The sequence below is a fragment of the Streptomyces sp. NPDC002044 genome, from assembly GCF_040296725.1.
Taxonomy (GTDB): domain Bacteria; phylum Actinomycetota; class Actinomycetes; order Streptomycetales; family Streptomycetaceae; genus Streptomyces; species Streptomyces antarcticus.
This window is the reverse complement of record NZ_JBEOXU010000066.1, coordinates 1-25,605: the sequence shown is the minus strand read 5'-3', so window position 1 is coordinate 25,605 and position 25,605 is coordinate 1. Positions and strand designations below refer to the sequence as shown.

At 67.5% G+C, this 25,605-nt stretch carries 37 protein-coding genes; all 37 read left to right on the top strand.

Annotation, left to right across the window (positions count from 1 at the left end; genetic code table 11):
• Positions 1–195: 195 nt before the first annotated feature.
• Positions 196–2,013, top strand: coding sequence for a hypothetical protein (locus tag ABT106_RS18110; RefSeq protein WP_351278168.1), 1,818 nt, complete (start codon positions 196–198; stop codon positions 2,011–2,013).
• 530 nt (positions 2,014–2,543) lie between these two features.
• Complete coding sequence (gene rpsJ / locus ABT106_RS18105; protein WP_003948644.1) at positions 2,544–2,852, top strand: 30S ribosomal protein S10; 309 nt, start codon at positions 2,544–2,546, stop codon at positions 2,850–2,852.
• A 14-nt stretch (positions 2,853–2,866) separates the two neighbouring features.
• On the top strand, positions 2,867–3,511 hold the full coding sequence (gene rplC, locus ABT106_RS18100; protein ID WP_215015311.1) for a 50S ribosomal protein L3: 645 nt from the start codon (positions 2,867–2,869) through the stop codon (positions 3,509–3,511).
• A 4-nt stretch (positions 3,512–3,515) separates the two neighbouring features.
• Positions 3,516–4,166, top strand: a complete 651-nt coding sequence (rplD, locus tag ABT106_RS18095; RefSeq protein WP_351278165.1) for a 50S ribosomal protein L4 — start codon at positions 3,516–3,518, stop codon at positions 4,164–4,166.
• Positions 4,166–4,489 carry a 50S ribosomal protein L23 gene (gene rplW, locus ABT106_RS18090; protein WP_073912895.1) on the top strand — a complete coding sequence of 108 codons (324 nt, stop codon included), beginning with the start codon at positions 4,166–4,168 and terminating at the stop codon, positions 4,487–4,489. The genes rplD and rplW overlap by 1 nt, the downstream gene beginning before the upstream one ends.
• Before the next feature lie 40 nt (positions 4,490–4,529).
• Complete coding sequence (rplB, locus tag ABT106_RS18085; protein WP_031146577.1) at positions 4,530–5,366, top strand: 50S ribosomal protein L2; 837 nt, start codon at positions 4,530–4,532, stop codon at positions 5,364–5,366.
• Between the two features lie 12 nt (positions 5,367–5,378).
• Positions 5,379–5,660, top strand: coding sequence for a 30S ribosomal protein S19 (rpsS, locus tag ABT106_RS18080; protein WP_008739713.1), 282 nt, complete (start codon positions 5,379–5,381; stop codon positions 5,658–5,660).
• A gap of 43 nt (positions 5,661–5,703) precedes the next feature.
• The gene (gene rplV, locus ABT106_RS18075) at positions 5,704–6,051 is read left to right on the top strand and encodes a 50S ribosomal protein L22 (protein WP_267725087.1); all 348 of its coding nucleotides are present in this window, start codon (positions 5,704–5,706) and stop codon (positions 6,049–6,051) included.
• Positions 6,051–6,893, top strand: coding sequence for a 30S ribosomal protein S3 (rpsC, locus tag ABT106_RS18070; protein ID WP_008739710.1), 843 nt, complete (start codon positions 6,051–6,053; stop codon positions 6,891–6,893). Before rplV ends, rpsC begins: the two co-directional genes overlap by 1 nt.
• Before the next feature lie 5 nt (positions 6,894–6,898).
• The gene (rplP, locus tag ABT106_RS18065) at positions 6,899–7,318 is read left to right on the top strand and encodes a 50S ribosomal protein L16 (protein ID WP_030026326.1); all 420 of its coding nucleotides are present in this window, start codon (positions 6,899–6,901) and stop codon (positions 7,316–7,318) included.
• Positions 7,318–7,542, top strand: coding sequence for a 50S ribosomal protein L29 (gene rpmC, locus ABT106_RS18060; protein ID WP_073912892.1), 225 nt, complete (start codon positions 7,318–7,320; stop codon positions 7,540–7,542). The genes rplP and rpmC overlap by 1 nt, the downstream gene beginning before the upstream one ends.
• Positions 7,542–7,823 carry a 30S ribosomal protein S17 gene (rpsQ, locus tag ABT106_RS18055; RefSeq protein WP_030008467.1) on the top strand — a complete coding sequence of 94 codons (282 nt, stop codon included), beginning with the start codon at positions 7,542–7,544 and terminating at the stop codon, positions 7,821–7,823. The genes rpmC and rpsQ overlap by 1 nt, the downstream gene beginning before the upstream one ends.
• Positions 7,824–7,947: 124 nt before the next feature.
• Positions 7,948–8,316: a 50S ribosomal protein L14 gene (gene rplN / locus ABT106_RS18050; protein WP_008739701.1), complete on the top strand. Its 369-nt coding sequence runs from the start codon at positions 7,948–7,950 to the stop codon at positions 8,314–8,316.
• Positions 8,317–8,318: 2 nt separating this feature from the next.
• Positions 8,319–8,642, top strand: a complete 324-nt coding sequence (gene rplX, locus ABT106_RS18045; protein ID WP_267724807.1) for a 50S ribosomal protein L24 — start codon at positions 8,319–8,321, stop codon at positions 8,640–8,642.
• Complete coding sequence (rplE, locus tag ABT106_RS18040) at positions 8,642–9,193, top strand: 50S ribosomal protein L5 (protein ID WP_030388859.1); 552 nt, start codon at positions 8,642–8,644, stop codon at positions 9,191–9,193. Before rplX ends, rplE begins: the two co-directional genes overlap by 1 nt.
• A 5-nt stretch (positions 9,194–9,198) precedes the next feature.
• On the top strand, positions 9,199–9,384 hold the full coding sequence (locus ABT106_RS18035) for a type Z 30S ribosomal protein S14 (protein ID WP_003956452.1): 186 nt from the start codon (positions 9,199–9,201) through the stop codon (positions 9,382–9,384).
• 223 nt (positions 9,385–9,607) lie between these two features.
• A complete protein-coding gene (gene rpsH, locus ABT106_RS18030) occupies positions 9,608–10,006 on the top strand; it encodes a 30S ribosomal protein S8 (protein ID WP_007265911.1) in 399 nt (132 codons plus the stop codon).
• A 20-nt stretch (positions 10,007–10,026) separates the two neighbouring features.
• Positions 10,027–10,566 carry a 50S ribosomal protein L6 gene (rplF, locus tag ABT106_RS18025; protein ID WP_267724871.1) on the top strand — a complete coding sequence of 180 codons (540 nt, stop codon included), beginning with the start codon at positions 10,027–10,029 and terminating at the stop codon, positions 10,564–10,566.
• Between the two features lie 2 nt (positions 10,567–10,568).
• On the top strand, positions 10,569–10,952 hold the full coding sequence (gene rplR, locus ABT106_RS18020) for a 50S ribosomal protein L18 (RefSeq protein ID WP_267724873.1): 384 nt from the start codon (positions 10,569–10,571) through the stop codon (positions 10,950–10,952).
• 45 nt (positions 10,953–10,997) lie between these two features.
• Complete coding sequence (gene rpsE / locus ABT106_RS18015) at positions 10,998–11,603, top strand: 30S ribosomal protein S5 (protein ID WP_030298218.1); 606 nt, start codon at positions 10,998–11,000, stop codon at positions 11,601–11,603.
• Positions 11,603–11,785 (top strand): 50S ribosomal protein L30, encoded by a 183-nt coding sequence (gene rpmD, locus ABT106_RS18010; RefSeq protein WP_053682614.1) that lies wholly within the window; start codon positions 11,603–11,605, stop codon positions 11,783–11,785. Before rpsE ends, rpmD begins: the two co-directional genes overlap by 1 nt.
• Position 11,786: 1 nt before the next feature.
• Positions 11,787–12,242, top strand: a complete 456-nt coding sequence (gene rplO, locus ABT106_RS18005) for a 50S ribosomal protein L15 (RefSeq protein WP_351278156.1) — start codon at positions 11,787–11,789, stop codon at positions 12,240–12,242.
• A gap of 187 nt (positions 12,243–12,429) precedes the next feature.
• Positions 12,430–13,743, top strand: coding sequence for a preprotein translocase subunit SecY (gene secY, locus ABT106_RS18000; protein WP_267724880.1), 1,314 nt, complete (start codon positions 12,430–12,432; stop codon positions 13,741–13,743).
• A complete protein-coding gene (locus ABT106_RS17995; RefSeq protein WP_351278153.1) occupies positions 13,743–14,390 on the top strand; it encodes an adenylate kinase in 648 nt (215 codons plus the stop codon). The genes secY and ABT106_RS17995 overlap by 1 nt, the downstream gene beginning before the upstream one ends.
• Positions 14,391–14,556: 166 nt before the next feature.
• A complete protein-coding gene (gene map / locus ABT106_RS17990; protein WP_351278151.1) occupies positions 14,557–15,408 on the top strand; it encodes a type I methionyl aminopeptidase in 852 nt (283 codons plus the stop codon).
• 161 nt (positions 15,409–15,569) lie between these two features.
• Entirely contained in the window at positions 15,570–15,791 is a 222-nt protein-coding gene (gene infA, locus ABT106_RS17985) for a translation initiation factor IF-1 (RefSeq protein WP_003956442.1), read from the top strand.
• Positions 15,792–15,863: 72 nt separating this feature from the next.
• Positions 15,864–15,977, top strand: coding sequence for a 50S ribosomal protein L36 (gene rpmJ / locus ABT106_RS17980; protein ID WP_003956441.1), 114 nt, complete (start codon positions 15,864–15,866; stop codon positions 15,975–15,977).
• A gap of 200 nt (positions 15,978–16,177) precedes the next feature.
• Positions 16,178–16,558: a 30S ribosomal protein S13 gene (gene rpsM, locus ABT106_RS17975; RefSeq protein ID WP_214936437.1), complete on the top strand. Its 381-nt coding sequence runs from the start codon at positions 16,178–16,180 to the stop codon at positions 16,556–16,558.
• A gap of 54 nt (positions 16,559–16,612) precedes the next feature.
• Positions 16,613–17,017: a 30S ribosomal protein S11 gene (rpsK, locus tag ABT106_RS17970; RefSeq protein WP_006376016.1), complete on the top strand. Its 405-nt coding sequence runs from the start codon at positions 16,613–16,615 to the stop codon at positions 17,015–17,017.
• Positions 17,018–17,156: 139 nt separating this feature from the next.
• On the top strand, positions 17,157–18,179 hold the full coding sequence (locus ABT106_RS17965; protein WP_008739666.1) for a DNA-directed RNA polymerase subunit alpha: 1,023 nt from the start codon (positions 17,157–17,159) through the stop codon (positions 18,177–18,179).
• A 135-nt stretch (positions 18,180–18,314) separates the two neighbouring features.
• Complete coding sequence (gene rplQ, locus ABT106_RS17960) at positions 18,315–18,797, top strand: 50S ribosomal protein L17 (RefSeq protein WP_267725053.1); 483 nt, start codon at positions 18,315–18,317, stop codon at positions 18,795–18,797.
• Positions 18,798–18,930: 133 nt separating this feature from the next.
• On the top strand, positions 18,931–19,782 hold the full coding sequence (gene truA / locus ABT106_RS17955) for a tRNA pseudouridine(38-40) synthase TruA (protein ID WP_351278145.1): 852 nt from the start codon (positions 18,931–18,933) through the stop codon (positions 19,780–19,782).
• A gap of 66 nt (positions 19,783–19,848) precedes the next feature.
• Positions 19,849–21,468: an ABC-F family ATP-binding cassette domain-containing protein gene (locus ABT106_RS17950; RefSeq protein WP_351278142.1), complete on the top strand. Its 1,620-nt coding sequence runs from the start codon at positions 19,849–19,851 to the stop codon at positions 21,466–21,468.
• Between the two features lie 40 nt (positions 21,469–21,508).
• On the top strand, positions 21,509–22,792 hold the full coding sequence (locus ABT106_RS17945; protein WP_351278139.1) for a glycosyltransferase family 87 protein: 1,284 nt from the start codon (positions 21,509–21,511) through the stop codon (positions 22,790–22,792).
• Positions 22,793–23,023: 231 nt separating this feature from the next.
• Positions 23,024–23,467 carry a 50S ribosomal protein L13 gene (gene rplM / locus ABT106_RS17940; RefSeq protein WP_266934864.1) on the top strand — a complete coding sequence of 148 codons (444 nt, stop codon included), beginning with the start codon at positions 23,024–23,026 and terminating at the stop codon, positions 23,465–23,467.
• A 42-nt stretch (positions 23,468–23,509) separates the two neighbouring features.
• Positions 23,510–24,031: a 30S ribosomal protein S9 gene (gene rpsI, locus ABT106_RS17935; RefSeq protein ID WP_267725064.1), complete on the top strand. Its 522-nt coding sequence runs from the start codon at positions 23,510–23,512 to the stop codon at positions 24,029–24,031.
• 135 nt (positions 24,032–24,166) lie between these two features.
• Positions 24,167–25,525, top strand: a complete 1,359-nt coding sequence (gene glmM / locus ABT106_RS17930; protein WP_351278134.1) for a phosphoglucosamine mutase — start codon at positions 24,167–24,169, stop codon at positions 25,523–25,525.
• Positions 25,526–25,605: the final 80 nt, after the last annotated feature.

The window sequence follows — 25,605 nt, the reverse complement described above, 5'->3', positions numbered from 1 at the left end:
CTGTGCACCGCTACCGCACCGCCACCGCACCGCGCCGCACCCCGTGCGTCCGATCGCACGGGAGGACGGGAGGGCGGCGCGCCGCGGTCGACGCGAGGACGCCCGCACGTCCGCGCGGACATGGAGCGGACACGAACAGCAGACCGACGCCCGGGGCCCCACCCGCGGTTCACATCGCGACGGAAATGGACTGAGATGACGAATCTGGCCCCCGAGGCGGTCGGAGAGGCCGACTCCGCGTCCGCCCGGAGCGGGACGGCGAAGGGCGGGCCCGCCCCGTCCCCGTCCTCCTCGCGCTCCTCGCGCGTCCGCGGGTGGATGGCCAAGCGCTGGGTGCTGATCCTCGCCGAGGCCCTGGTCAGCGTCGTGGCGGCGCTCGGCTACACGCTGCTGTGCTCGCGCATCGGCGTCAACCCGCTCAACCGCATCGGCCAGGTCAGCGGCCTCGCCAAGATGCAGGAGTACGCGGCCCTGGTCGGCCTGCCGCTCCTCGCCGTGCTCCTCTACACCGCGTACCGCGGGCGCCTCGCCCGCCACCAGCTGGTGAAGCGCATGGTGTGCGCGGCCCTGGCCGGCCTGTCCACCGGTGTGGTGGCCGGCGGCGTCGTCGTCGCCCTGAACGGAACCCCCTGGCCGCTCGGCGGCCAGGAGGGCGACCCGAGCGTCCTGGTGGAGATGGCCAACTCGTTCCTCGCCGGCGAGAGCATGTCGGGCATCTACCCGCCCGGCTTCCCGGGCCTGATGGCCGTGTGGGCCAAGCTCCGCTACGGCGGCCTCGGCGGGAACGGCTTCGCCCTCCACGACTTCCAGATCTTCTTCAGCGCCCTGGTCGGCCCGATGGCCTACCTGTCCTGGCGGCTGCTGCTGCGCCCCTTCTGGGCGCTGCTCATCGCCGTCCCGGCCTCGGTTCTGTTCCTCGACCCGATCCGCCCGTACAGCCACGTCGTCATGATCGTGCTGCTGCCGCTCCTCGGCTACTGCCTCCTGGAGCTGCGCAAGGCGGGCGCGCGCTCGGTGAAGTCCGTCCTGCTGCGCGGCGCGGGCATGGGCGTGATCTTCGGCGTGCTGTTCCTCTGGTACTCCGGCTGGTACGTGTGGGCCGCCCCCGGCGTGGGCCTGCTCTTCCTCTTCCTCTTCCCCTGGCGGGCGGGCGCGCCCGTGGTCAAGCGGGCCGCGGCGTACGTGGGGGCCGTCCTGGTGACCGCGGGTGTGCTCGGCGCCCCGCTGCTCTACCAGATGGCCCGGCTCGGCGCGCAGACGCCGGACCGCTACGCCTACCTGACGGTGTACGTGGACCCGGCGTACGTCATGGGCTGGTCCTCCGACCGGTCGGGCAAGCTGACGTACCAGGACTGGCCGGTCTCCGGCGAGCTGGCGGGCCAGACCGGATTCGCGCTGCTGCTGCTCTTCGGGGTGGGCCTCGGTGTCGGCCTCGGGCTGCGGCACATCATGGTGCGGACCGCGGCGGCGACGCTCGCCGGAGCCTGGCTGGCGCGCTTCTGGTTCGCCTCCAACATGGCGCAGGAGAAGGCCGTTCAGCTCTTCCCGCGGACCACGTGGATCATCATGTACTGCCTGATGATCCTGTGCGTGCTGGGCATGATGGCCCTGGTCCAGCGCAGTTCCGGCTGGGCCGAGCGCACCCTGCGCCCGGCCGGCGCCGACCCGGCGAAGCGGGTCGTTCCGCGCCGGGTGGTGCAGCAGCTCTCGGCGGGGATGGTGTGCGCGGTCGCCCTGTTCGCCACGATGGGCGCGTCCTGGTCGGTCAACCGGTACATGCCGACGCCCGAGTCGACCAACACGATGGGCCTCGACGCGTGGCGCGCGCACGAGATCAAGAAGCCGGACGGCCGGTGCCCGCGCTTCTCGCCGGTCAAGAACTGCGCCGAGCCCAAGGTCAAGCTGTGGAAGCAGCAGAAGGACGAGGGCGGCATCTTCTGTGCCGGCATCACCACCGAGGAGTGGCTCACGGTGTGCGGCCGCAAGCCGCCGTGGAAGGCGCCCTGGGAGTAGGACGCGTACGGCACGCCCCGTGGCCAGGGCCCCGCACCCCCGTGGTGCGGGGCCCTGCCGCTGTCCGGCGGGCCGGGGGCGCCGGGCGGGGCGCGGGTCGTTTGACCACGCAGCGTTGCGGGGTATTCTCTTCCGCCCGATTGGCCAGGTACGTGCCTCGTATGGCAGACTACTCAAGTTGCTCGGCTGAGTGCCGATGCTGCGCGCCTCCCGCCGGGAGGACCGGAAGCGAGTCCCACAGTACTCGTCGTCCTTAATCTGCCTTTCGGGGCAGCAATGAGGACGGACGTACGGGAATCTTCTGGGAAGTGTCAGCACGGCGCACACCAGGCGCTCGGTGGGTGTTTCTCCCCCGCAACGCGGTCTCAGGGACCGCACCCCCTTGGAGAGGGAATTTCCGTATGGGAATTTTCTGTAGAGGGAGTGCGACACGCCCGACCGCGTGGGTCGGAGGAGGGGCCGCGGGATCGATCCCGCAGCCGATCGAGGGCCAGAGCGTTTCCACATAGAGACAGGACTACGGAGTAGCCATGGCGGGACAGAAGATCCGCATCCGGCTCAAGGCCTACGACCACGAGGTCATCGATTCCTCGGCGAAGAAGATCGTCGAGACGGTGACGCGCACTGGTGCGTCGGTCGCGGGCCCGGTGCCGCTGCCCACTGAGAAGAACGTGTACTGCGTCATCAAGTCGCCGCACAAGTACAAGGACTCGCGCGAGCACTTCGAGATGCGCACGCACAAGCGCCTGATCGACATCCTCGACCCGACCCCCAAGACCGTTGACTCGCTGATGCGCCTGGACCTTCCGGCCGGCGTTGACATCGAGATCAAGCTCTGAGAGGCGTCGAGAAGATGGCAAAGCAGATCAAGGGCGTCCTGGGCGAGAAGCTCGGCATGACCCAGGTCTGGGACGAGAACAACCGTGTCGTCCCGGTCACCGTGGTCAAGGCCGGACCCTGCGTCGTTACCCAGGTCCGTAAGAACGACATCGACGGCTACGAGTCGGTCCAGATCGCCTTCGGCGAGATCGACCCGCGCAAGGTGAACAAGCCCCTCAAGGGCCACTTCGCCAAGGCCGACGTCACCCCGCGCCGCCACCTGGTGGAGCTCCGCACCTCCGACGCCAGCGAGTACACGCTCGGCCAGGAGATCACCGCCGCTGTGTTCGAGTCGGGCGTCAAGGTTGACGTCACGGGCAACAGCAAGGGCAAGGGCTTCGCCGGTGTCATGAAGCGTCACAACTTCAAGGGCCTCGGTGCCGGTCACGGCGTCCAGCGCAAGCACCGCTCCCCCGGTTCGATCGGTGGCTGCGCCACCCCTGGGCGTGTCTTCAAGGGCATGCGCATGGCCGGTCGTATGGGCAACGAGCGCGTCACCACCCAGAACCTGACCATCCACGCGGTTGACGCGGAGAAGGGTCTGCTCCTCATCAAGGGCGCGGTCCCCGGTCCGAACGGCGGCCTCGTCCTGGTCCGTACCGCGGCCAAGGGGGCTTGAGGTAATGAGCACCATTGACATCCTTTCGCCGGCAGGCGACAAGGCCGGTACCGTCGAGCTCCCCTCGGAGATCTTCGACGCGAAGACCAGCGTTCCGCTGATCCACCAGGTCGTTGTCGCCCAGCTGGCAGCTGCCCGTCAGGGCACGCACAAGACCAAGCGTCGTGGCGAAGTCCGTGGTGGTGGCCGCAAGCCGTACCGCCAGAAGGGCACCGGCCGCGCGCGTCAGGGTTCGACCCGAGCCCCGCAGTTCGTCGGCGGTGGCGTCGTCCACGGCCCGCAGCCGCGTGACTACTCCCAGCGGACCCCGAAGAAGATGAAGGCCGCCGCTCTCCGCGGTGCCCTCTCGGACCGCGCGCGTCACTCCCGCATCCACATCGTCACCGGTGTGGTCGAGGGTGCCGCCTCCACGAAGGCCGCCAAGACGCTGTTCGGCAAGATCTCGGAGCGCAAGAACCTGCTCCTGGTCGTCGACCGCGCCGACGAGGCCGCGTGGCTGTCCGCCCGCAACCTGCCCCAGGTTCACATCCTGGAGCCGGGCCAGCTGAACACGTACGACGTGATCGTCTCTGACGACGTGGTCTTCACTCAGGCCGCTTTCGAGTCCTTCGTGTCTGGCCCCAAGGCCGATGAGACCGAAGGGAGCGACGCCTGATGTCTGAGGCGACCGTTACCAGCAAGACCTTCACTGACCCGCGCGACCTGCTGATCAAGCCGGTTGTCTCGGAGAAGAGCTACGCGCTGCTCGACGAGAACAAGTACACGTTCATCGTCGCGCCCGGCGCCAACAAGACCCAGATCAAGCAGGCCGTCGAGGCGGTCTTCTCGGTCAAGGTCACCGGGGTCAACACGATCAACCGTCAGGGTAAGCGCAAGCGCACCAAGACCGGTTTTGGCAAGCGTGCGAACACCAAGCGCGCCATCGTGACCCTCGCTGAGGGCGACCGAATCGACATCTTCGGCGGCCAGGGCTCCTAACGGAGTCCTGAGTCGTCCGGAATCGGACGAGGACTGAGAAATGGGTATCCGCAAGTACAAGCCGACGACCCCGGGCCGTCGTGGCTCCAGCGTCGCCGACTTTGTCGAGATCACGCGGTCCACGCCGGAGAAGTCGCTGGTTCGCCCGCTGCACAGCAAGGGCGGCCGTAACAACACCGGTCGGATCACCGTTCGCCACCAGGGTGGTGGACACAAGCGCGCCTACCGCGTGATCGACTTCCGTCGTCACGACAAGGACGGCGTGCCGGCCAAGGTCGCGCACATCGAGTACGACCCCAACCGCACCGCGCGCATCGCGCTCCTGCACTACGCCGACGGCGAGAAGCGCTACATCATCGCGCCGAAGAGCCTGAAGCAGGGCGACCGGATTGAGAACGGCCCCACGGCCGACATCAAGCCCGGCAACAACCTGGCACTGCGCAACATCCCGGTCGGTACCACGATCCACGCGATCGAGCTCCGTCCCGGTGGCGGTGCCAAGTTCGCCCGTTCCGCCGGTGCGTCCGTGCAGCTGCTCGCGAAGGAGGGCGTCATGGCCCACCTCCGCATGCCGTCCGGCGAGATCCGTCTCGTCGACGCCCGCTGCCGCGCCACGGTCGGCGAGGTCGGCAACGCCGAGCAGTCGAACATCAACTGGGGCAAGGCCGGCCGCATGCGCTGGAAGGGCGTTCGCCCGTCCGTCCGCGGTGTCGCGATGAACCCGGTCGACCACCCGCACGGTGGTGGTGAGGGTAAGACCAGTGGTGGTCGCCACCCGGTCTCCCCGTGGGGTCAGAAGGAGGGTCGTACTCGCTCGCCGAAGAAGGCTTCGAGCAAGTACATCGTCCGCCGCCGCAAGACGAACAAGAAGCGCTAGGAGCGGGTTTAGATGCCGCGCAGTCTCAAGAAGGGGCCCTTCGTCGACGACCACCTCGTAAAGAAGGTGGACGTCCAGAACGAAGCCGGCACCAAGAACGTCATCAAGACCTGGTCCCGTCGCTCGATGATCATCCCCAGCATGCTGGGTCACACCATCGCGGTGCACAACGGCAAGACCCACGTCCCGGTGTTCGTCACCGAGTCGATGGTCGGCCACAAGCTCGGCGAGTTCTCGCCGACTCGCACCTTCCGCGGCCACGTCAAGGACGACCGGAAGTCGAAGCGCCGCTAAAGGCGGGGTGGTTACGACTATGACTTACACCGAAGGGACAACCATGGAAGCCAGGGCCCAGGCGCGGTACATCCGCGTCACGCCCATGAAGGCCCGCCGAGTGGTGGACCTTATCCGTGGCATGGATGCCACGGAGGCTCAGGCGGTCCTGCGTTTCGCCCCGCAGGCCGCGAGCGTGCCGGTTGGCAAGGTGCTGGACAGCGCCATTGCCAATGCCGCACACAACTACAACCACCCGGACGCTTCTTCGCTGGTCATCAGCGAGGCGTTCGTGGACGAGGGCCCGACCCTGAAGCGGTTCCGTCCGCGTGCGCAGGGCCGTGCCTACCGGATCCGCAAGCGGACCAGCCACATCACCGTGGTCGTCAGCAGCAAGGAAGGTTCCCGGTAATGGGCCAGAAGGTAAACCCGCACGGGTTCCGGCTCGGCATCACCACCGACTTCAAGTCGCGTTGGTACGCCGACAAGCTGTACAAGGACTACGTCAAGGAAGACGTCGCCATCCGTCGGATGATGACGTCCGGCATGGAGCGCGCCGGCATCTCGAAGGTTGAGATCGAGCGCACCCGTGACCGCGTGCGTGTGGACATCCACACCGCTCGTCCGGGCATCGTCATCGGCCGCCGTGGCGCCGAGGCCGACCGCATCCGCGGTGACCTCGAGAAGCTCACGGGCAAGCAGGTCCAGCTGAACATCCTCGAGGTCAAGAACCCCGAGCTTGACGCTCAGCTGGTTGCCCAGGCCGTTGCCGAGCAGCTTTCCTCCCGCGTCTCCTTCCGTCGCGCCATGCGTAAGAGCATGCAGGGCACGATGAAGGCCGGCGCCAAGGGCATCAAGATCCAGTGTGGCGGCCGTCTCGGCGGCGCCGAGATGTCCCGCTCCGAGTTCTACCGCGAGGGTCGTGTGCCGCTGCACACGCTGCGCGCGAACGTGGACTACGGCTTCTTCGAGGCCAAGACCACCTTCGGCCGTATCGGTGTGAAGGTCTGGATCTACAAGGGCGACGTCAAGAACATCGCCGAGGTTCGCGCCGAGAACGCTGCGGCCCGTGCGGGTAACCGCCCGGCCCGTGGCGCGCAGGGCGCTGGCGACCGTCCCGCCGGCCGTGGTGGCCGTGGTGGCGAGCGCGGCGGCCGTGGTGGCCGCAAGCCGCAGCAGGCTGCTGGTGCCGAGGCCCCCAAGGCCGACGCCCCCGCCGCCGCTCCGGCCGAGAGCACCGGAACGGAGGCCTGACCGACATGCTGATCCCTCGTAGGGTCAAGCACCGCAAGCAGCACCACCCGAAGCGCCGCGGTATGGCCAAGGGCGGTACTGAGGTCTCGTTCGGCGAGTACGGCATCCAGGCGCTGACCCCGGCGTACGTGACGAACCGCCAGATCGAGGCGGCTCGTATCGCGATGACCCGCCACATCAAGCGTGGCGGCAAGGTCTGGATCAACATCTACCCGGACCGCCCGCTGACCAAGAAGCCTGCCGAGACCCGCATGGGTTCCGGTAAGGGTTCTCCCGAGTGGTGGATCGCGAACGTGCACCCGGGCCGGGTCATGTTCGAGCTGTCCTACCCGAACGAGAAGATTGCTCGTGAGGCGCTCACCCGCGCTGCTCACAAGCTTCCGATGAAGTGCCGGATTGTTCGGCGCGAGGCAGGTGAGTCGTGATGGCGACGGGAACCAAGGCGTCCGAGCTGCGTGAGCTCGGCAACGAGGAGCTCGTTGGCAAGCTGCGCGAGGCCAAGGAGGAGCTGTTCAAGCTCCGCTTCCAGGCGGCCACGGGCCAGCTGGAGAACAACGGCCGGCTCAGGTCCGTCCGTAAGGACATCGCTCGCATCTACACCCTGATGCACGAGCGTGAGCTCGGTATCGAGACGGTGGAGAGCGCCTGATGAGCGAGAACAACGTGACTGAGAAGACCGAGCGCGGATTCCGCAAGACCCGTGAGGGTCTGGTCGTCAGCGACAAGATGGACAAGACCGTCGTCGTCGCTGTCGAGGACCGCGTGAAGCACGCCCTGTACGGCAAGGTCATCCGCCGTACGAACAAGCTCAAGGCGCACGACGAGCAGAACGCTGCCGGCGTCGGCGACCGCGTCCTCATCATGGAGACGCGTCCGCTGTCGGCGAGCAAGCGCTGGCGCATCGTCGAGATCCTCGAGAAGGCCAAGTAATTATCTGAGGCCCTGGACAACAAGTTCAGGGGCCCCTCAGGTTCGTTCCGCCAGGCTCGGTGGGGGCTGTAGCTCCTCGGAGTGAAGCCCCCGCCGGGAACCGGCAGACAAACAGGAGATACACGTGATCCAGCAGGAGTCGCGACTGCGTATCGCCGACAACACTGGTGCCAAGGAAATCCTTTGCATCCGTGTTCTCGGTGGTTCCGGTCGCCGCTACGCGGGCATCGGTGACGTCATCGTCGCCACCGTCAAGGATGCGATCCCCGGTGGCAACGTGAAGAAGGGTGACGTCGTCAAGGCGGTCATCGTTCGCACCGTCAAGGAGCGTCGCCGCCAGGACGGCTCGTACATCCGCTTTGACGAGAACGCCGCTGTCATTCTCAAGAACGACGGCGACCCTCGCGGCACCCGTATCTTCGGCCCGGTGGGCCGTGAGCTGCGCGAGAAGAAGTTCATGAAGATCATCTCGCTCGCGCCGGAGGTGCTGTAAGCATGAAGATCAAGAAGGGCGACCTGGTTCAGGTCATCACCGGTAAGGACAAGGGCAAGCAGGGCAAGGTCATCGCGGCCATGCCCACTGCCAACCGCGTCCTCGTCGAGGGTGTCAACCGGGTCAAGAAGCACACCAAGGCCGGTCAGACCGCTGGTGGGTCCCAGACCGGTGGCATCGTGATCACCGAGGCTCCGATCCACGTCAGCAACGTTCAGCTGGTGGTGGAGAAGGACGGCCAGAAGGTCGTTACCCGCGTCGGTTTCCGCTTCGACGACGAGGGCAACAAGATCCGCGTTGCCAAGCGGACGGGTGAGGACATCTGATGGCTACCACTCCGCGTCTCAAGACGAAGTACCGCGAGGACATCGCGGGCAAGCTGCGTGAGGAGTTCTCCTACGAGAACGTCATGCAGATTCCCGGCCTCGTGAAGATCGTGGTCAACATGGGTGTGGGCGACGCCGCCCGCGACTCCAAGCTGATCGACGGCGCCATCAAGGACCTGACGACGATCACCGGTCAGAAGCCGGCCGTCACGAAGGCCCGGAAGTCCATCGCGCAGTTCAAGCTGCGCGAGGGTCAGCCGATCGGCTGCCACGTCACCCTCCGTGGTGACCGCATGTGGGAGTTCCTGGACCGTACGCTGTCGCTCGCGCTGCCGCGTATCCGTGACTTCCGTGGTCTGTCGCCGAAGCAGTTCGACGGCCGTGGCAACTACACCTTCGGTCTCACGGAGCAGGTCATGTTCCACGAGATCGACCAGGACAAGATCGACCGTACCCGGGGTATGGACATCACCGTGGTTACCACGGCGACCAACGACGACGAGGGCCGCGCCCTCCTTCGTCACCTCGGCTTCCCCTTCAAGGAGGCGTAAGCGAGATGGCGAAGAAGGCTCTCATCGCGAAGGCTGCCCGCAAGCCCAAGTTCGGTGTGCGCGCGTACACCCGCTGCCAGCGCTGCGGTCGCCCCCACTCCGTATACCGCAAGTTCGGCCTGTGCCGCGTGTGCCTTCGTGAGATGGCTCACCGTGGCGAGCTGCCGGGCGTGACCAAGAGCTCCTGGTAATTCCCTCTCGTCCGCAAGGACTTGGGAACATCCAGGCACTCTCGGTAAGCATCTGGACGGCAGGTGCCCGGCCGCGCATGCCTTAGGCTTGTGTAGTTGGGCGTCTGCCGCCCATAACGACTTACTACGCCGTAGGTCCCCGCACCGCACCCGTCCCGCCACTGAGTGGGGAGAGGGATGGCGCATACAGGAAACCCCGGCGAGAGAGGCCGAAGGCCACTTCATGACCATGACTGACCCGATCGCAGACATGCTCACGCGTCTGCGTAACGCTAACTCGGCGTACCACGACACCGTCGTGATGCCGCACAGCAAGATCAAGTCGCACATCGCGGAAATCCTCAAGCAGGAGGGTTTCATCACCGGCTGGAAGGTCGAGGACGCCGAGGTCGGCAAGAACCTCGTCCTCGAGCTGAAGTTCGGGCCGAACCGTGAGCGCTCCATCGCGGGCATCAAGCGGATCTCCAAGCCCGGCCTGCGCGTGTACGCGAAGTCCACCAACCTGCCCAAGGTGCTCGGCGGCCTGGGCGTGGCGATCATCTCCACGTCCCACGGACTGCTCACCGGCCAGCAGGCAGGCAAGAAGGGCGTAGGTGGGGAAGTCCTCGCCTACGTCTGGTAGTCGGGAACGGAGGAAAAGCAATGTCGCGAATCGGCAAGCTCCCCATCCAGGTTCCCGCCGGTGTGGACGTCACCATCGATGGCACCACGGTCGCCGTGAAGGGCCCCAAGGGTTCCCTTTCGCACACCGTCAAGGCGCCCATCGCAGTCGCCAAGGGTGAGGACGGCGTTCTGAACGTCACCCGCCCCAACGACGAGCGTCAGAACAAGGCCCTGCACGGCCTGTCCCGCACGCTGGTGGCGAACATGATCACCGGCGTGACCACGGGATACGTCAAGGCTCTCGAGATCAGCGGTGTCGGTTACCGCGTCGCCGCGAAGGGCTCCAACCTGGAGTTCCAGCTTGGCTACAGCCACCCGATCCTGATCGAGGCGCCCGAGGGCATCTCCTTCAAGGTCGAGTCGCCCACCAAGTTCACGGTCGAGGGCATCGACAAGCAGAAGGTCGGCGAGGTCGCCGCCAACATCCGCAAGCTGCGGAAGCCCGACCCGTACAAGGCCAAGGGTGTCAAGTACGCCGGCGAAGTCATCCGCCGCAAGGTCGGAAAGGCTGGTAAGTAGCCATGGCATACGGTGTAAAGATCGCCAAGGGCGACGCGTACAAGCGTGCCGCCAAGGCCCGCCGCCACATCCGCATCCGCAAGCACGTGTCGGGTACGGCGGAGCGTCCGCGCCTCGTCGTGACGCGTTCCAACCGCAACATCGTGGCCCAGGTCATCGACGATCTCCAGGGTCACACCCTGGCGTCCGCGTCGACCCTGGACGCTTCGATCCGCGGTGGCGAAGGCGACAAGAGCGCCCAGGCCCAGGCTGTAGGCGCACTCGTCGCCGAGCGTGCCAAGGCCGCGGGTGTCGAGACCGTCGTGTTCGACCGCGGTGGCAACCGATACGCCGGGCGCATTGCCGCTCTGGCTGACGCCGCCCGCGAAGCCGGGCTGAAGTTCTAAGCCCCGGTTCCGGGACTCACGGACGTAACAGAGAGAGGTAATCCAATGGCTGGACCCCAGCGCCGCGGAAGCGGTGCCGGTGGCGGCGAGCGGCGGGACCGGAAGGGTCGCGACGGTGGCCCTGCCGCCGAGAAGACCGCTTACGTTGAGCGCGTTGTCGCGATCAACCGCGTCGCCAAGGTTGTCAAGGGTGGTCGCCGCTTCAGCTTCACCGCGCTGGTCGTGGTGGGCGACGGTGACGGCACTGTAGGTGTCGGTTACGGCAAGGCCAAGGAAGTTCCCGCGGCCATCGCCAAGGGTGTCGAGGAAGCCAAGAAGAACTTCTTCAAGGTTCCGCGCATCCAGGGCACGATCCCTCACCCGATCACGGGCGAGCGTGCCGCGGGCGTCGTGCTCCTGAAGCCGGCTTCCCCCGGTACCGGTGTTATCGCCGGTGGCCCGGTGCGCGCCGTTCTGGAGTGCGCCGGCGTTCACGACATCCTGTCGAAGTCGCTCGGCTCGTCGAACGCGATCAACATCGTGCACGCGACCGTGGCAGCGCTCAAGGGTCTGCAGCGTCCCGAGGAGATCGCGGCTCGCCGTGGTCTGCCCCTCGAGGACGTCGCTCCCGCGGCTCTGCTCCGGGCTCGTGCCGGGGCGGGTGCTGCGTAATGGCCCGCCTCAAGATCACGCAGACGAAGTCGTACATCGGTAGCAAGCAGAACCACCGCGACACTCTGCGTTCGCTCGGGCTCAAGCGCCTGAACGACGTGGTCGTCAAGGAGGACCGCCCCGAGTTCCGCGGAATGGTGCAGACCGTCCGCCACCTCGTGACGGTTGAGGAGGTTGACTAACATGGCTGAGAACAGCCCGCTGAAGGCCCACAACCTCCGTCCCGCCCCCGGCGCCAAGACCGCGAAGACCCGTGTCGGTCGTGGTGAGGCGTCGAAGGGTAAGACGGCCGGTCGTGGTACGAAGGGCCAGAAGGCCCGTTACCAGATCCCGCAGCGCTTCGAGGGTGGGCAGATGCCCCTCCACATGCGTCTGCCGAAGCTCAAGGGCTTCAAGAACCCCTTCCGCACCGAGTTCCAGGTCGTGAACCTGGACAAGCTCGGCGCTCTCTACCCCGAGGGTGGAGAGGTCACGGTGGCCGACCTGGTCGCCAAGGGCGCGGTGCGCAAGAACTGCCTCGTCAAGGTCCTGGGCCAGGGCGAGGTCTCCGTGGCGCTGCAGGTTTCGGTTGACGCCGTCTCCGGCTCCGCCAAGGAGAAGATCGCCGCTGCCGGTGGCACTGTCACCGAGCTCGTCTAAGACGAATTCAGTGGCTAAATAGCTCGAAACCCGACCGGGGATGCCTCACATATGGGGCATCCCCGGTTGGTCGTTCCACGGGGGGCACTGTCGCCGGTATGGTGGCCTGCACCTTTGCTTGTACGTATTCGTCGATCCCTCAGACCGTCACCTCTGACGCAGTTGCGCGGGGGTCGCAGGAGGCACCGTGCTCACCGCGTTCGCCCGGGCGTTCAAGACGCCCGACCTGCGCAAGAAGCTGCTCTTCACGCTCGCCATCATCGTGCTGTTCCGGCTCGGGTCCCACATCCCGGTCCCCGGCGTGAGCTACAAGAACGTTCAGATCTGTGTCGACCAGGCCGGGAGCAGCAACAGCCTCTTCGGTCTCGTCAACATGTTCAGCGGCGGTGCGCTGCTGCAGATCACGATCTTCGCGCTCGGCATCATGCCGTACATCACGGCGAGCATCATCCTGCAGCTGCTGACCGTGGTCATCCCGAAGCTGGAGAACCTCAAAAAAGAGGGACAGTCCGGCACGGCGAAGATCACTCAGTACACGCGCTATCTGACGGTCGCGCTCGCGATCCTGCAGGGCACCGGCCTCGTGGCCACCGCCCGCACGGGTGCCCTCTTCCAGGGCTGCTCCGCCGCCAGTCAGATCGTCCCCGACCGTTCGATCTTCACCACCGTCGTCATGGTCATCACCATGACCGCCGGTACCTGTGTCGTGATGTGGCTCGGTGAGCTCATCACGGACCGCGGTATCGGCAACGGAATGTCGATCCTCATGTTCATCTCGATCGCCGCAGGCTTCATCGGCGCCCTCTGGCAGATCAAGCTCCAGGGCAAGATCGCCGACGGCTGGGTCGAGTTCGGCGTCGTGATGCTCGTCGGCCTCGCGATGGTGGGTCTGGTGGTCTTCGTCGAGCAGGCGCAGCGCCGGATCCCCGTCCAGTACGCCAAGCGCATGGTGGGCCGCCGCGCCTACGGCGGCACCTCGACGTACATCCCGCTCAAGGTGAACCAGGCGGGCATCATCCCCGTCATCTTCGCCTCGTCGCTGCTCTACATCCCGGCGCTGATCGTCCAGTTCAGCGGTTCCACCGCCGGCTGGGCCACCTGGATCCAGAAGCACTTCGTCAAGGGCGACCACCCGTACTACATCGCGGTCTACTTCCTCCTGATCGTCTTCTTCGCGTTCTTCTACGTGGCGATCTCGTTCAACCCCGAGGAAGTTGCAGACAACATGAAGAAGTATGGTGGGTTCATCCCGGGTATCCGCGCCGGTCGGCCCACCGCTGAGTACCTGAGCTACGTACTCAACCGCATCACCTGGCCGGGGTCGCTGTACCTGGGTCTGATCGCTCTCGTGCCGACGATGGCGTTGGCGGGCTTCGGAGCGAACCAGAACTTCCCGTTCGGCGGGACGAGCATCCTGATCATCGTGGGTGTGGGTCTGGAAACCGTGAAGCAGATCGAGAGCCAGCTCCAGCAGCGTAATTACGAAGGGTTCCTCCGCTGATGCGAATCGTCCTCGTCGGACCGCCCGGTGCGGGCAAGGGAACGCAGGCCGCGTTCCTCGCCAAGAACCTGTCCATCCCGCACATCTCCACGGGAGACCTGTTCCGGGCCAACATCAGCCAGGGCACCGAGCTCGGGCGGCGTGCGAAGGTGTTCATGGACGCCGGCGACCTCGTCCCCGACGAGATCACCATCGGCATGGCCAAGGACCGCATGGAGCAGCCGGACGCCGTGAACGGCTTCCTGCTCGACGGTTTCCCGCGCAACGTGTCCCAGGCCGCCGCCCTGGACACGATGCTCCAGGAGTCCGGCATGAAGCTGGACGCCGTCCTCGACCTGGAGGTCGAGGAGGACGAGGTCGTCAAGCGGATCGCGGGTCGCCGTACCTGCCGCAACGACGGCAAGCACGTCTTCCACGTCACGTACGCCCCGCCGAAGGCGGAAGGCGTCTGCGACATCTGCGGTGGCGAGCTCTACCTGCGTGACGACGACTCCGAGGCCACGGTCCGCAACCGGCTGGACGTCTACCACTCGCAGACCGAGCCGATCATCGACTTCTACAAGGCCCAGGGCCTGCTGGTGACCATCCCCGCCCTCGGCGAGGTGCACGAGATCACCAAGCGCGCCATGGAAGCCCTGAAGAAGTAGTACCTCTCGCTGCGCAGGTCCGGCCGCGGTGTCCCTCGGGGCACCGCGGCCGTCTCTATGACGCGGCTTCTTGTGACGTCAGCCAATAATTGAGGAACCACAGCGGAGACCAACCACCTCCGCGAGAGCGGCGGCGGTTCGGCCGCGAAAGAGGGAAGGCACGTTCATGGTGCAGATCAAGACCCCCGAGCAGATCGTGAAGATGCGCGAGGCGGGGCTGGTCGTCGCGGCCATCCACGCGGCGACCCGCGAGGCCGCCGTGCCGGGCGCCACGACGCGGGATCTGGACATGGTGGCCCGCAAGGTCATCGACGACGCCGGCGCCAAGTCGAACTTTCTCGGCTACGGCGGCTTCCCCGCGACGATCTGCACCTCCGTGAACGAGGTCGTCGTCCACGGCATCCCGGACGACAAGACCGTCCTCAAGGACGGCGACATCATCTCGATCGACGCCGGCGCGATCGTCGACGGCTGGCACGGCGACGCCGCGTACACCGCCTTCGTGGGCACTGGGCACGCCCCTGAGCTCCTGGAGCTCTCCCGGGTGACCGAGGAGTCCATGTGGGCGGGGATCGCCGCCATGCGGCTCGGCAACCGCCTCGTGGACATCTCCAAGGCGATCGAGACGTACATCAAGCGCCAGCCGCGGCCCACCACCGGTGAGCACAGCCTCGGCAAGTTCGGGATCATCGAGGACTACGGCGGCCACGGCATCGGTTCCGAGATGCACATGGACCCCCACCTGCTGAACTACGTCTCGCGCAAGCGGGGCAAGGGGATCAAGCTCGTCCCGGGCCTGTGCCTGGCGATCGAGCCGATGGTCTCGCTGGGCACGGCCCAGACGGAGGTCCTGGCGGACGACTGGACGGTCATCACCACGGACGGCACCTGGTCCTCGCACTGGGAGCACTCCATCGCGCTGACCGAGGCCGGCCCCATCGTGCTGACCAGCCCGGACTGCGGCAAGGCGAAGCTGGCGGAATACGGCGTCACGACGGCGCCGGACCCGCTGGGCTGACCCCGCCGGACCCTCTCGGTTAATGATCTAGAGTCTGGGGCAAACTTTCCGGATTCGTCTTTCCGGGTGCCCTGTCGTAGACTGACTCGTCGGCTCTCGTGCACTCCCATGCCTGCATGGCGCACTGAGCCGATCAAGGTAGCCGATTCGAAAGGCGAAGCGTGGCCAAGAAGCAAGGTGCCATCGAAATCGAGGGCACCGTGATCGAGTCCCTCCCGAACGCGATGTTCAAGGTGGAACTCCAGAACGGTCACAAGGTCCTCGCGCACATCAGCGGCAAGATGCGCATGCACTACATCCGCATCCTTCCTGATGACCGGGTTGTCGTGGAGCTCTCTCCGTACGACCTGACGCGTGGCCGGATCGTCTACCGATACAAGTAGATCTTGTCTTCACTCCGTCTGGGCATCTCGTCCCGGCGCGGGTGGTGGCACTGACCCGGAGAACCTCACCCAATGAAGGTCAAGCCGAGCGTCAAGAAGATCTGCGACAAGTGCAAGGTGATCCGCCGTCACGGTCGGGTCATGGTCATCTGCGACAACCTGCGCCACAAGCAGCGCCAGGGCTGACGCACGCCGACCGACCTGCCTTCCGCAGTTCTTCGCGCGACGTAAGAAAACGTACATACGCAGAACCCGCCCAGCCCCGTACGGGGCCGGCGGCACCTCCGGCGGGGGCCGGGGACCCGGACGTACCACCACCCATCAAGGCGTGGTCGGCGGTCGGGGATGGTTCTGCTGAAGACCCCCGAACACACAGGAGCCATTGAATGGCACGCGTTTCCGGTGTCGACATCCCGCGCGAAAAGCGCGTGGAGATCGCACTCACCTACGTCTTCGGTGTCGGGCGCACCCGGTCCAAGGAAATCCTTGAGGCCACTGGTGTGAACCCGAACACCCGCGTTCGTGACCTGGCCGAAGAGGACCTGGTCAAGATCCGCGAGTACGTGGACGCCAACCTCCGCACCGAGGGTGACCTCCGCCGCGAGATCCAGGCCGACATCCGCCGCAAGGTCGAGATCCAGTGCTACCAGGGCATCCGCCACCGTCGTGGCCTGCCGGTGCACGGTCAGCGCACCAGCACGAACGCCCGTACCCGCAAGGGTCCGCGTCGCGCGATCGCCGGTAAGAAGAAGCCGGGCAAGAAGTAGTCCTGTTCAGCGGTCTTGCGCTGTAGGACCGACCACCTCCCGTAGGAGATTTAGATGCCCCCCAAGGGTCGTCAGGGCGCTGCCAAGAAGGTGCGCCGCAAGGAAAAGAAGAACGTCGCTCATGGGCACGCCCACATCAAGAGCACGTTCAACAACACCATCGTCTCGATCACGGACCCCGCGGGCAACGTGATCTCCTGGGCCTCCGCCGGCCACGTCGGCTTCAAGGGCTCGCGCAAGTCCACCCCCTTCGCCGCGCAGATGGCCGCCGAGTCGGCCGCCCGCCGCGCGCAGGAGCACGGCATGCGCAAGGTCGACGTCTTCGTCAAGGGTCCCGGCTCCGGCCGTGAGACCGCGATCCGCTCCCTCCAGGCCACCGGCCTCGAGGTCGGCTCGATCCAGGACGTCACCCCCACCCCGCACAACGGCTGCCGCCCGCCCAAGCGCCGCCGCGTCTGACGCGGCGGACGCACTTGTGCGTCTTTGAGTGTCCGGGCGGTACGCACCCCTCGCGGGGGACGTGCCGCCCGTACCCTTGCTGTACGTAGTCACACCGTCGGACGTCAAATAGTGGGCGTCCACGACTGAAGGAACACACATGCTTATCGCTCAGCGCCCCTCGCTGACCGAAGAGGTCGTAGACGAGTACCGCTCGCGGTTCGTGATCGAGCCGCTCGAGCCGGGCTTCGGTTACACCCTCGGCAACTCGCTGCGCCGCACGCTCCTGTCCTCGATCCCGGGTGCCGCTGTCACCAGCATCCGCGTGGACGGCGTCCTGCACGAGTTCACCACCGTGCCGGGTGTCAAGGAAGACGTCACCGACATCATCCTCAACATCAAGCAGCTCGTCGTCTCCTCGGAGCACGACGAGCCGGTCGTGATGTACCTGCGCAAGCAGGGTCCCGGCCTGGTCACCGCTGCCGACATCGCGCCCCCGGCCGGTGTCGAGGTGCACAACCCGGACCTGGTCCTCGCCACGCTCAACGGCAAGGGCAAGCTGGAGATGGAGCTGACCGTCGAGCGCGGTCGCGGCTACGTCTCCGCCGTCCAGAACAAGCAGCTGGGCCAGGAGATCGGTCGCATCCCGATCGACTCCATCTACAGCCCGGTCCTCAAGGTCACCTACAAGGTCGAGGCGACCCGAGTCGAGCAGCGCACCGACTTCGACAAGCTGATCGTCGACGTCGAGACCAAGCAGGCCATGCGCCCGCGCGACGCCATGGCGTCGGCCGGCAAGACCCTGGTCGAGCTGTTCGGCCTGGCGCGCGAGCTCAACATCGACGCCGAGGGCATCGACATGGGCCCCTCGCCGACGGACGCGGCCCTGGCCGCCGATCTGGCGCTGCCGATCGAGGAGCTCGAGCTCACGGTCCGCTCGTACAACTGCCTCAAGCGCGAGGGCATCCACTCCGTGGGTGAGCTCGTCGCCCGCTCCGAGGCCGACCTGCTCGACATCCGCAACTTCGGTGCGAAGTCGATCGACGAGGTCAAGGCGAAGCTGGCCGGCATGGGCCTGGCCCTCAAGGACAGCCCGCCCGGATTCGACCCGACCGCCGCCGCCGACGCCTTCGGCGCCGACGACGACGCCGATGCGGGTTTCGTCGAGACCGAGCAGTACTGATTCCTCCCGTCGCCGGCGGCTGAGGTCTTCGGCCTCAATCGCCGGCCGGGCTTGATTGCTTTCCCGGGGCAGCCGCCCCGGGGGAACTGTCACCGGTACCTGACACGGCCGGTGCAGATATGAAGGAGTATGACCATGCCGCGTCCCGCAAAGGGTGCCCGTCTGGGCGGCAGCGCCGCGCACGAGAAGCACCTCCTCGCGAACCTCGCGAAGGCGCTCTTCGAGCACGGCCGCATCACCACCACCGAGGCCAAGGCCCGTCGCCTGCGTCCCTACGCCGAGCGTCTGGTCACCAAGGCCAAGAAGGGCGACATCCACAACCGCCGCCTGGTGCTGCAGACGATCACGGACAAGAGCATCGTGCACACGCTCTTCACCGAGATCGCCCCGCGCTACGAGAACCGCCCCGGTGGTTACACGCGCATCACCAAGATCGGCAACCGTCGTGGCGACAACGCCCCGATGGCCGTGATCGAGCTGGTCGAGGCCCTTACGGTCGCCCAGCAGGCCACCGGTGAGGCCGAGGCCGCCACCAAGCGCGCCGTCAAGGAGTCCGAGGCCAAGGCCGAGGCTCCCGCCGAGACCGAGGCTCCGGCCGAGGAGACCAAGGAGGCCTGATTCCCCTCCGGGAATCGTGTCTGCTTGAACGGCTCTGAACGGGCCCGCCCCTTCCCGGGGCGGGCCCGTTCTGCGTTGTTCCGCGCCGTTCTGCGTTGTCCGGCGGATTTGGCTTTCTGAGAGGATCGGTCACGTGAGTGACGAGGTGGAGCCCGGGCACGTCCGGGTACGGCTGGACCTGAGCTACGACGGCAAGGATTTCTCCGGCTGGGCGAAGCAGCGCGTGCTGCGGACCGTCCAGGGCGAGCTGGAGTCGGCCCTGCGGACCGTGATGCGGCTGTCCGAGCCGGTCGAGCTGACCGTGGCCGGGCGGACGGACGCGGGCGTGCACGCCCGCGGGCAGGTCGCGCAGTTCGACCTGGCCGAGGAGGTGTGGGCCGAGCACCACGACAAGCTGCTGCGCCGCCTCGCGGGGCGCCTGCCGCACGACGTACGGGTGTGGAGGGCCACCGAGGCCCCGGCGGGCTTCAACGCGCGCTTCTCGGCGATCTGGCGCCGTTACGCCTACCGCGTCGGCGACCACCAGGCGGGCGTGGACCCGCTGCGCCGCGGGCACGTGCTGTGGCACCAGTGGCCCCTGGACGTGGACGCCATGAACGAGGCCGCCGCCCCGCTGCTCGGCGAGCACGACTTCGCCGCGTACTGCAAGAAGCGCGAGGGCGCGACGACCATCCGCACCCTCCAGCAGCTCGGCTGGGAGCGGGCCGAGGACGGGATCGTCACCGCGACCGTCCGGGCCGACGCCTTCTGCCACAACATGGTCCGCTCGCTCGTCGGCGCCCTGCTGCACGTCGGGGACGGCCACCGGCCGGTCGACTGGCCCGGGAAGGTGCTGGCCGCCGGCGTACGGGACTCCTCGGTACACGTGGTCAAGCCGCACGGGCTGACGCTGGAGGAGGTCGGCTACCCCGCCGACGAGCTGCTCGCCGCCCGCAGCAAGGAGGCGCGCAACGTGCGCACCCTGCCCGGAGCCGGCTGCTGCTGAGCGCCGCCGCCGGGCGCCCGCCCACCCGTTTGGGCGGATCGCCGGCGGACCGGGACAATGCCCGGCATGGGACATCTCGAAGCCAACCACCTGGAGTACTACCTTCCCGACGGGCGGGTCCTGCTCCCCGACGTCTCCTTCCGCGTGGGGGAGGGGTCGGTGGTGGCCCTGGTGGGGGCGAACGGCGCCGGCAAGACCACCCTGCTCAAGCTGATCTCCGGTGAGCTCCAGCCGCACGGCGGCGGGGTCGCGATCAGCGGCGGGCTCGGGGTGATGTCGCAGTTCGTGGGCTCGGTGCGGGACGAGACGACCGTACGGGACCTGCTGGTCTCGGTGTCCCAGCCGAGGATCCGGGGCGCGGCCGAGGCCGTGGACCGGGCCGAGGAGCTGATCCTCACCGTCGACGACGAGGCCGCGCAGATGGCGTACGCGCAGGCCCTGAGCGACTGGGCCGACGTCCAGGGCTACGAGGCGGAGACCCTCTGGGACGTCTGCACGATGGCCGCGCTGGACATCCCGTACGACTCGGCGCAGTTCCGCGAGGTGCGCACGCTCTCGGGCGGTGAGCAGAAGCGGCTCGTGCTGGAGGCGCTGCTGCGCGGGCCGGACGAGGTGCTGCTGCTCGACGAGCCGGACAACTACCTCGACGTCCCGGGCAAGCGGTGGCTGGAGGAGCAGCTGAAGACCACCCGCAAGACGGTGCTCTTCGTCAGCCACGACCGGGAGCTGCTCACCCAGGCCGCCGAGAAGATCATCAGCCTGGAGGCGAGCCCGACGGGCAGCGACGTGTGGGTGCACGGCGCCGGCTTCGGGACGTACCACGAGGCCCGCAAGGAGCGCTTCGCGCGCTTCGAGGAGCTCAAGCGGCGCTGGGACGAGGAGCACGCCCGGCTGAGGGCGCTGGTGCTGCGGCTGCGCAACCAGGCGGCCTCCAGCCCCGACATGGCCTCGCGCTACCGGGCGATGCAGACCCGCTTCCAGAAGTTCGAGGAGGCCGGCCCGCCGCCGGAGCCGCCGCGCGAGCAGGACATCCGGATGCGGCTCAAGGGCGGCCGCACCGGCGTGCGCGCGCTGACCGTGGAGAACCTGGAGCTCACGGGCCTGATGAAGCCGTTCTCGCTGGAGATCTTCTACGGCGAGCGGGTCGCGGTGCTCGGTTCGAACGGCTCCGGCAAGTCGCACTTCCTGCGGCTGATGGCCGGCGAGGACGTCAAGCACACCGGTACGTGGAAGCTCGGCGCGCGCGTGGTCCCCGGCCACTTCGCGCAGACCCACGCCCACCCCGAGCTGTTCGGCCGCACCCTCGTCGACATCCTGTGGACGGAGGCCGCCAAGCCGCTCGGCGCTGCGATGGGCGCGCTGCGCCGGTACGAGCTGGAGCGGCAGGCGGACCAGCCGTTCGAGAAGCTGTCGGGCGGCCAGCAGGCGCGTTTCCAGATTCTGCTGCTGGAGCTGGCGGGCACCACGGCGCTGCTGCTGGACGAGCCGACGGACAACCTGGACCTGGAATCGGCCGAGGCGCTGCAGGACGGACTGGAGGCGTACGACGGGACTGTGTTGTGTGTCACACACGACCGGTGGTTCGCGCGCACATTTGACCGCTACCTGGTCTTCGGTTCGGACGGTGTTGTGCGGGAGACTCAGGAGCCCGTCTGGGACGAACGTAGAGTCGAGCGGAAGCGCTAGGGGGCGGACCACCCCCTCAAAACAGTGAGGGGGAGGCGTTGTGGGGCTGCGCCCTGGCAACTGGCTGACGAAGTGGGAGAACCGGGCCTCGGGGAACCGGCTGGTGGACTGGCTGCTGCGGCCGGCCTCGCGGCCGTGGCAGTTCCTGTCGCTCGCCGTGCTCCTGGGGATCGCGGTCTCCACGAGCCTGCGGGCGAACTGGGGCTCGGACAACGCCTTCGTGGTCAAGGCCGCCCAGACCCTGCTGGAGGGCGGGTCCCCGTACGAGGACAAGCGCTTCCTGTACCTGCCCAGCGCCGTGCTCATGGCGGTGCCGGAGGCGATGCTCCCGCAGACCGCGCTGCGCTGGCTGCTGCCGGTGGGGATGTCGGGCCTGCTGGGCATCGGCTGGCTGGCCGCGCTGCGGCTGTTCTCGGTGCCGCTGCGCTCGCGCTTCGCGGTCATCGGCTTCCCGGTCCTCGCCCTCGCCTACAAGCCGTACGTGAACCTCGTGCTGATCGGCAACTGGACCGCCATCTCGGCGGCCGCCCTGCCGGTGGCACTGCTGCTCGCGCACCGGCGGCACTGGGGCGCGGCCGGTCTGGTCATCGGGCTGGCCATCGCCTGCAAGCCGATGCTGGTGCCGGTCGGGCTGCTGTTCCTGCTGGCCCGGCAGTGGCGGGGGCTGGCCGCGGCGGTGCTGGTGCCGATGGGGCTCTCGCTGGCGGGGGCGCTGCTGATGCCGAGCCCGACGCTGTTCTTCACCAAGACCCTGCCGTTCCTGCTCAAGGGGCAGGACGCGTACGCCCTGCCCTGGGACGCCTCGCCGATCGCGGTGCTGCCGCGGCTGGGGGTGCCGGAGCCGGTGGCGCTGCTGGTGGCGTTCGCGGGGGCGGGGGCGGGCCTGTGGGCGGTCCGGGTGCGCTGGCGCCGTGTCGACGACGACGCGGACGGCGGGGAACTGCGGCTGGCGGAGACGGCCTGCATGGTGATGCTCGCCGCATTCCTGGTGTCGCGGCCGTCCTTCGACCACTACCTCCTGGTGGTGCTCCCGCTGCTGCTGGCGTCGGCGGTCCGGCCGGGCTCGATGCCGCGCTCGCCCTGGTTCTGGGCGGCCCTGGCGCCCCAGACGGCGGGCATCCCGTGGCCGTCGGAGCTGGACGCCAAGCGGCGGGCCTTCAAGGACTGCGCGACCCTGTGCGGGCTCGCGATCCTGCTGGCGCGTCGTGCACTGCGCTCCGGGCGGGTTACTGTGGAGCCCGTAACAACTACGGGGTCCCCACTCAGGACCGAACCGGAGTGCGCCGCGACGCCAGCAGAACCGGCATCGCGGACCGCGTTTTGACCCGTCCGGGTCTGCTTGGGTATCCTGCTGGTTTGTTATGCGTATTGGCTTTCTCATTCTCACGTGAAAGGGCCTTGCGCCGGTCCACCGGACCGATGACCAGCGGTTCACACGGGTTGCGTCCCCGATGTGGACGAGGGCTGTCGTGATCGTCCGTGGTGACCCTGTCAGGACCTTCCCGCTGGGCTTGCGCCCTTGGGATACCACCACTGAAGAAGCGAAGGCATACGCGTGCGTACGTTCAGCCCCAAGCCCGGCGACATCTCGCGCCAGTGGCTCGTCATCGACGCCCAGGACGTTGTCCTCGGCCGTCTGGCGACCCAGGTCGCTGCCCTTCTGCGGGGCAAGCACAAGCCGACCTACGCCCCCCACATGGACATGGGCGACTTCGTCATCATCGTCAACGCCGACAAGGTTCACCTGTCCGGCAACAAGGCGACCCAGAAGATGGCGTACCGCCACTCCGGCTACCCGGGCGGCCTCCGCTCGGTGCGCTACGACGACCTTCTGGCGAACAACCCGGAGAAGGCCGTCGAGAAGGCCATCAAGGGCATGCTCCCCAAGAACACCCTGGGCCGTCAGATGCTGTCGAAGCTGAAGGTCTACTCGGGCGACCAGCACCCCCACGCTGCCCAGCAGCCGGTGCCGTTCGAGATCACCCAGGTCGCGCAGTAGTTCCGGCCACCCCCTAAGACGTAGAAAATTCTGAGGAGCATCGTGGCCGAGACCACCGCCGAGACGACCCCCGTCGACGAGTTCGAGGGCAACGTCGAGGAGTACACCAGCGAGTCTGAGGTAGTCGCCGAGGGCGACTACACCTCCGAGTCCCTTGCCGGCCGCTTCGGCGACCCCCAGCCGGCCGCCGGCCTGGGCCGTCGCAAGAACGCCATCGCCCGCGTCCGGATCGTTCCGGGCACCGGCAAGTGGAAGATCAACGGTCGTACCCTTGAGGACTACTTCCCCAACAAGGTGCACCAGCAGGAAGTCAACGAGCCGTTCAAGCTGCTCGAGCTGGACAACCGCTACGACGTCATCGCCCGCATCTCGGGTGGCGGCGTTTCCGGCCAGGCCGGCGCCCTGCGCCTGGGTGTGGCCCGTGCGCTGAACGAGGCGGACGTGGACAACAACCGCGCGGCGCTGAAGAAGGCCGGCTTCCTCTCCCGCGACGACCGTGCGGTCGAGCGCAAGAAGGCCGGTCTCAAGAAGGCCCGTAAGGCCCCGCAGTACAGCAAGCGTTAATCTGCGCCTGCTGTTCTGCAACGAATCCGCCCCGGCAGCACTCTTTGTGCTGCCGGGGCGGTTCGTTTACCGCCACAAGCGGCACATATTTGTCACATGCGGTCACAAGCGATGCAGAAACTCGGGAGGACAACAGTGGGACGACTCTTCGGGACGGACGGTGTACGCGGCGTCGCCAACGCGGATCTGACGGCTGAGCTGGCGCTCGGCCTCTCCGTGGCGGCGGCCCATGTACTGGCCGAGGCGGGCACCTTCGCGGGCCACCGGGCCACCGCCGTGGTCGGCCGTGACCCACGGGCCTCCGGCGAGTTCCTGGAGGCGGCGGTCGTCGCCGGCCTCGCGAGCGCGGGCGTGGACGTCCTGCGCGTCGGTGTGCTGCCCACCCCGGCGGTGGCGTATCTCACCGGTGCGCTGGGCGGCGACCTCGGCGTGATGCTCTCCGCCAGCCACAACGCCATGCCCGACAACGGGATCAAGTTCTTCGCGCGCGGCGGCCACAAGCTCGCCGACGAGCTGGAGGACCGGATCGAGTCCGTCTACGAAGAGCACCGCACCGGCGCTCCCTGGGACCGGCCCACCGGCTCCGGCGTGGGCCGGGTCTCCGACTACACGGAGGGCTTCGACAAGTACGTCGCCCACCTCATCGGAGTCCTCCCCAACCGCCTTGAGGGCCTGAAGGTCGTCCTGGACGAGGCGCACGGCGCGGCCGCCTACGTCTCGCCCGAAGCCTTCACCCGGGCGGGCGCGGAGATCGTCACGATCGGCGCCGAGCCCGACGGCCTGAACATCAACGACGGCTGCGGCTCCACCCACCTCGGCCTGCTCAAGGCCGCCGTGGTCGAGCACGGCGCCGACCTCGGCATCGCGCACGACGGCGACGCGGACCGCTGTCTGGCCGTCGACGGCACCGGCGCGGAGGTCGACGGCGACCAGATCCTCGCCGTACTGGCGCTGGCCATGCGGGAGTCCGGCCAGCTGCGGGAGAACACCGTCGTCGGCACCGTGATGTCGAACCTCGGCTTCAAGCTGGCCATGGAGGGCGAGGGCATCCAGGTCGTGCAGACCGGGGTCGGCGACCGGTACGTCCTGGAGTCGATGAAGCAGCACGGTTACGCGCTGGGCGGCGAGCAGTCCGGCCACGTGATCATCCTCGACCACGCGACGACCGGCGACGGCACGCTGACCGGCCTGCTCCTGGCGGCGCGGATCGCGGACACCGGCAAGTCCCTGGCCGAGCTGGCGGGCGTCATGACCCGGCTGCCCCAGGTGCTGATCAACGTTCCCGACGTGGACCGGTCCCGGGTGACGACCTCCGCCGAGCTGGCCGCGGCCGTCGTCGACGCCGAACGCGAGCTGGGCACCACCGGCCGGGTGCTGCTGCGTCCGTCCGGCACGGAGCCGCTCGTACGGGTGATGGTCGAGGCCGCCGACATCGAGCAGGCCCGCGCGGTCGCCGGCCGGCTCGCGGACGTCGTGAAGTCGGCGCTGGGCTGACCCGGCCGGCCACTGGCCGCCGACCGCCGTACGCCTGCGGCCCCGCACCCGGACCGGGTGCGGGGCCGCAGGCGTACGAC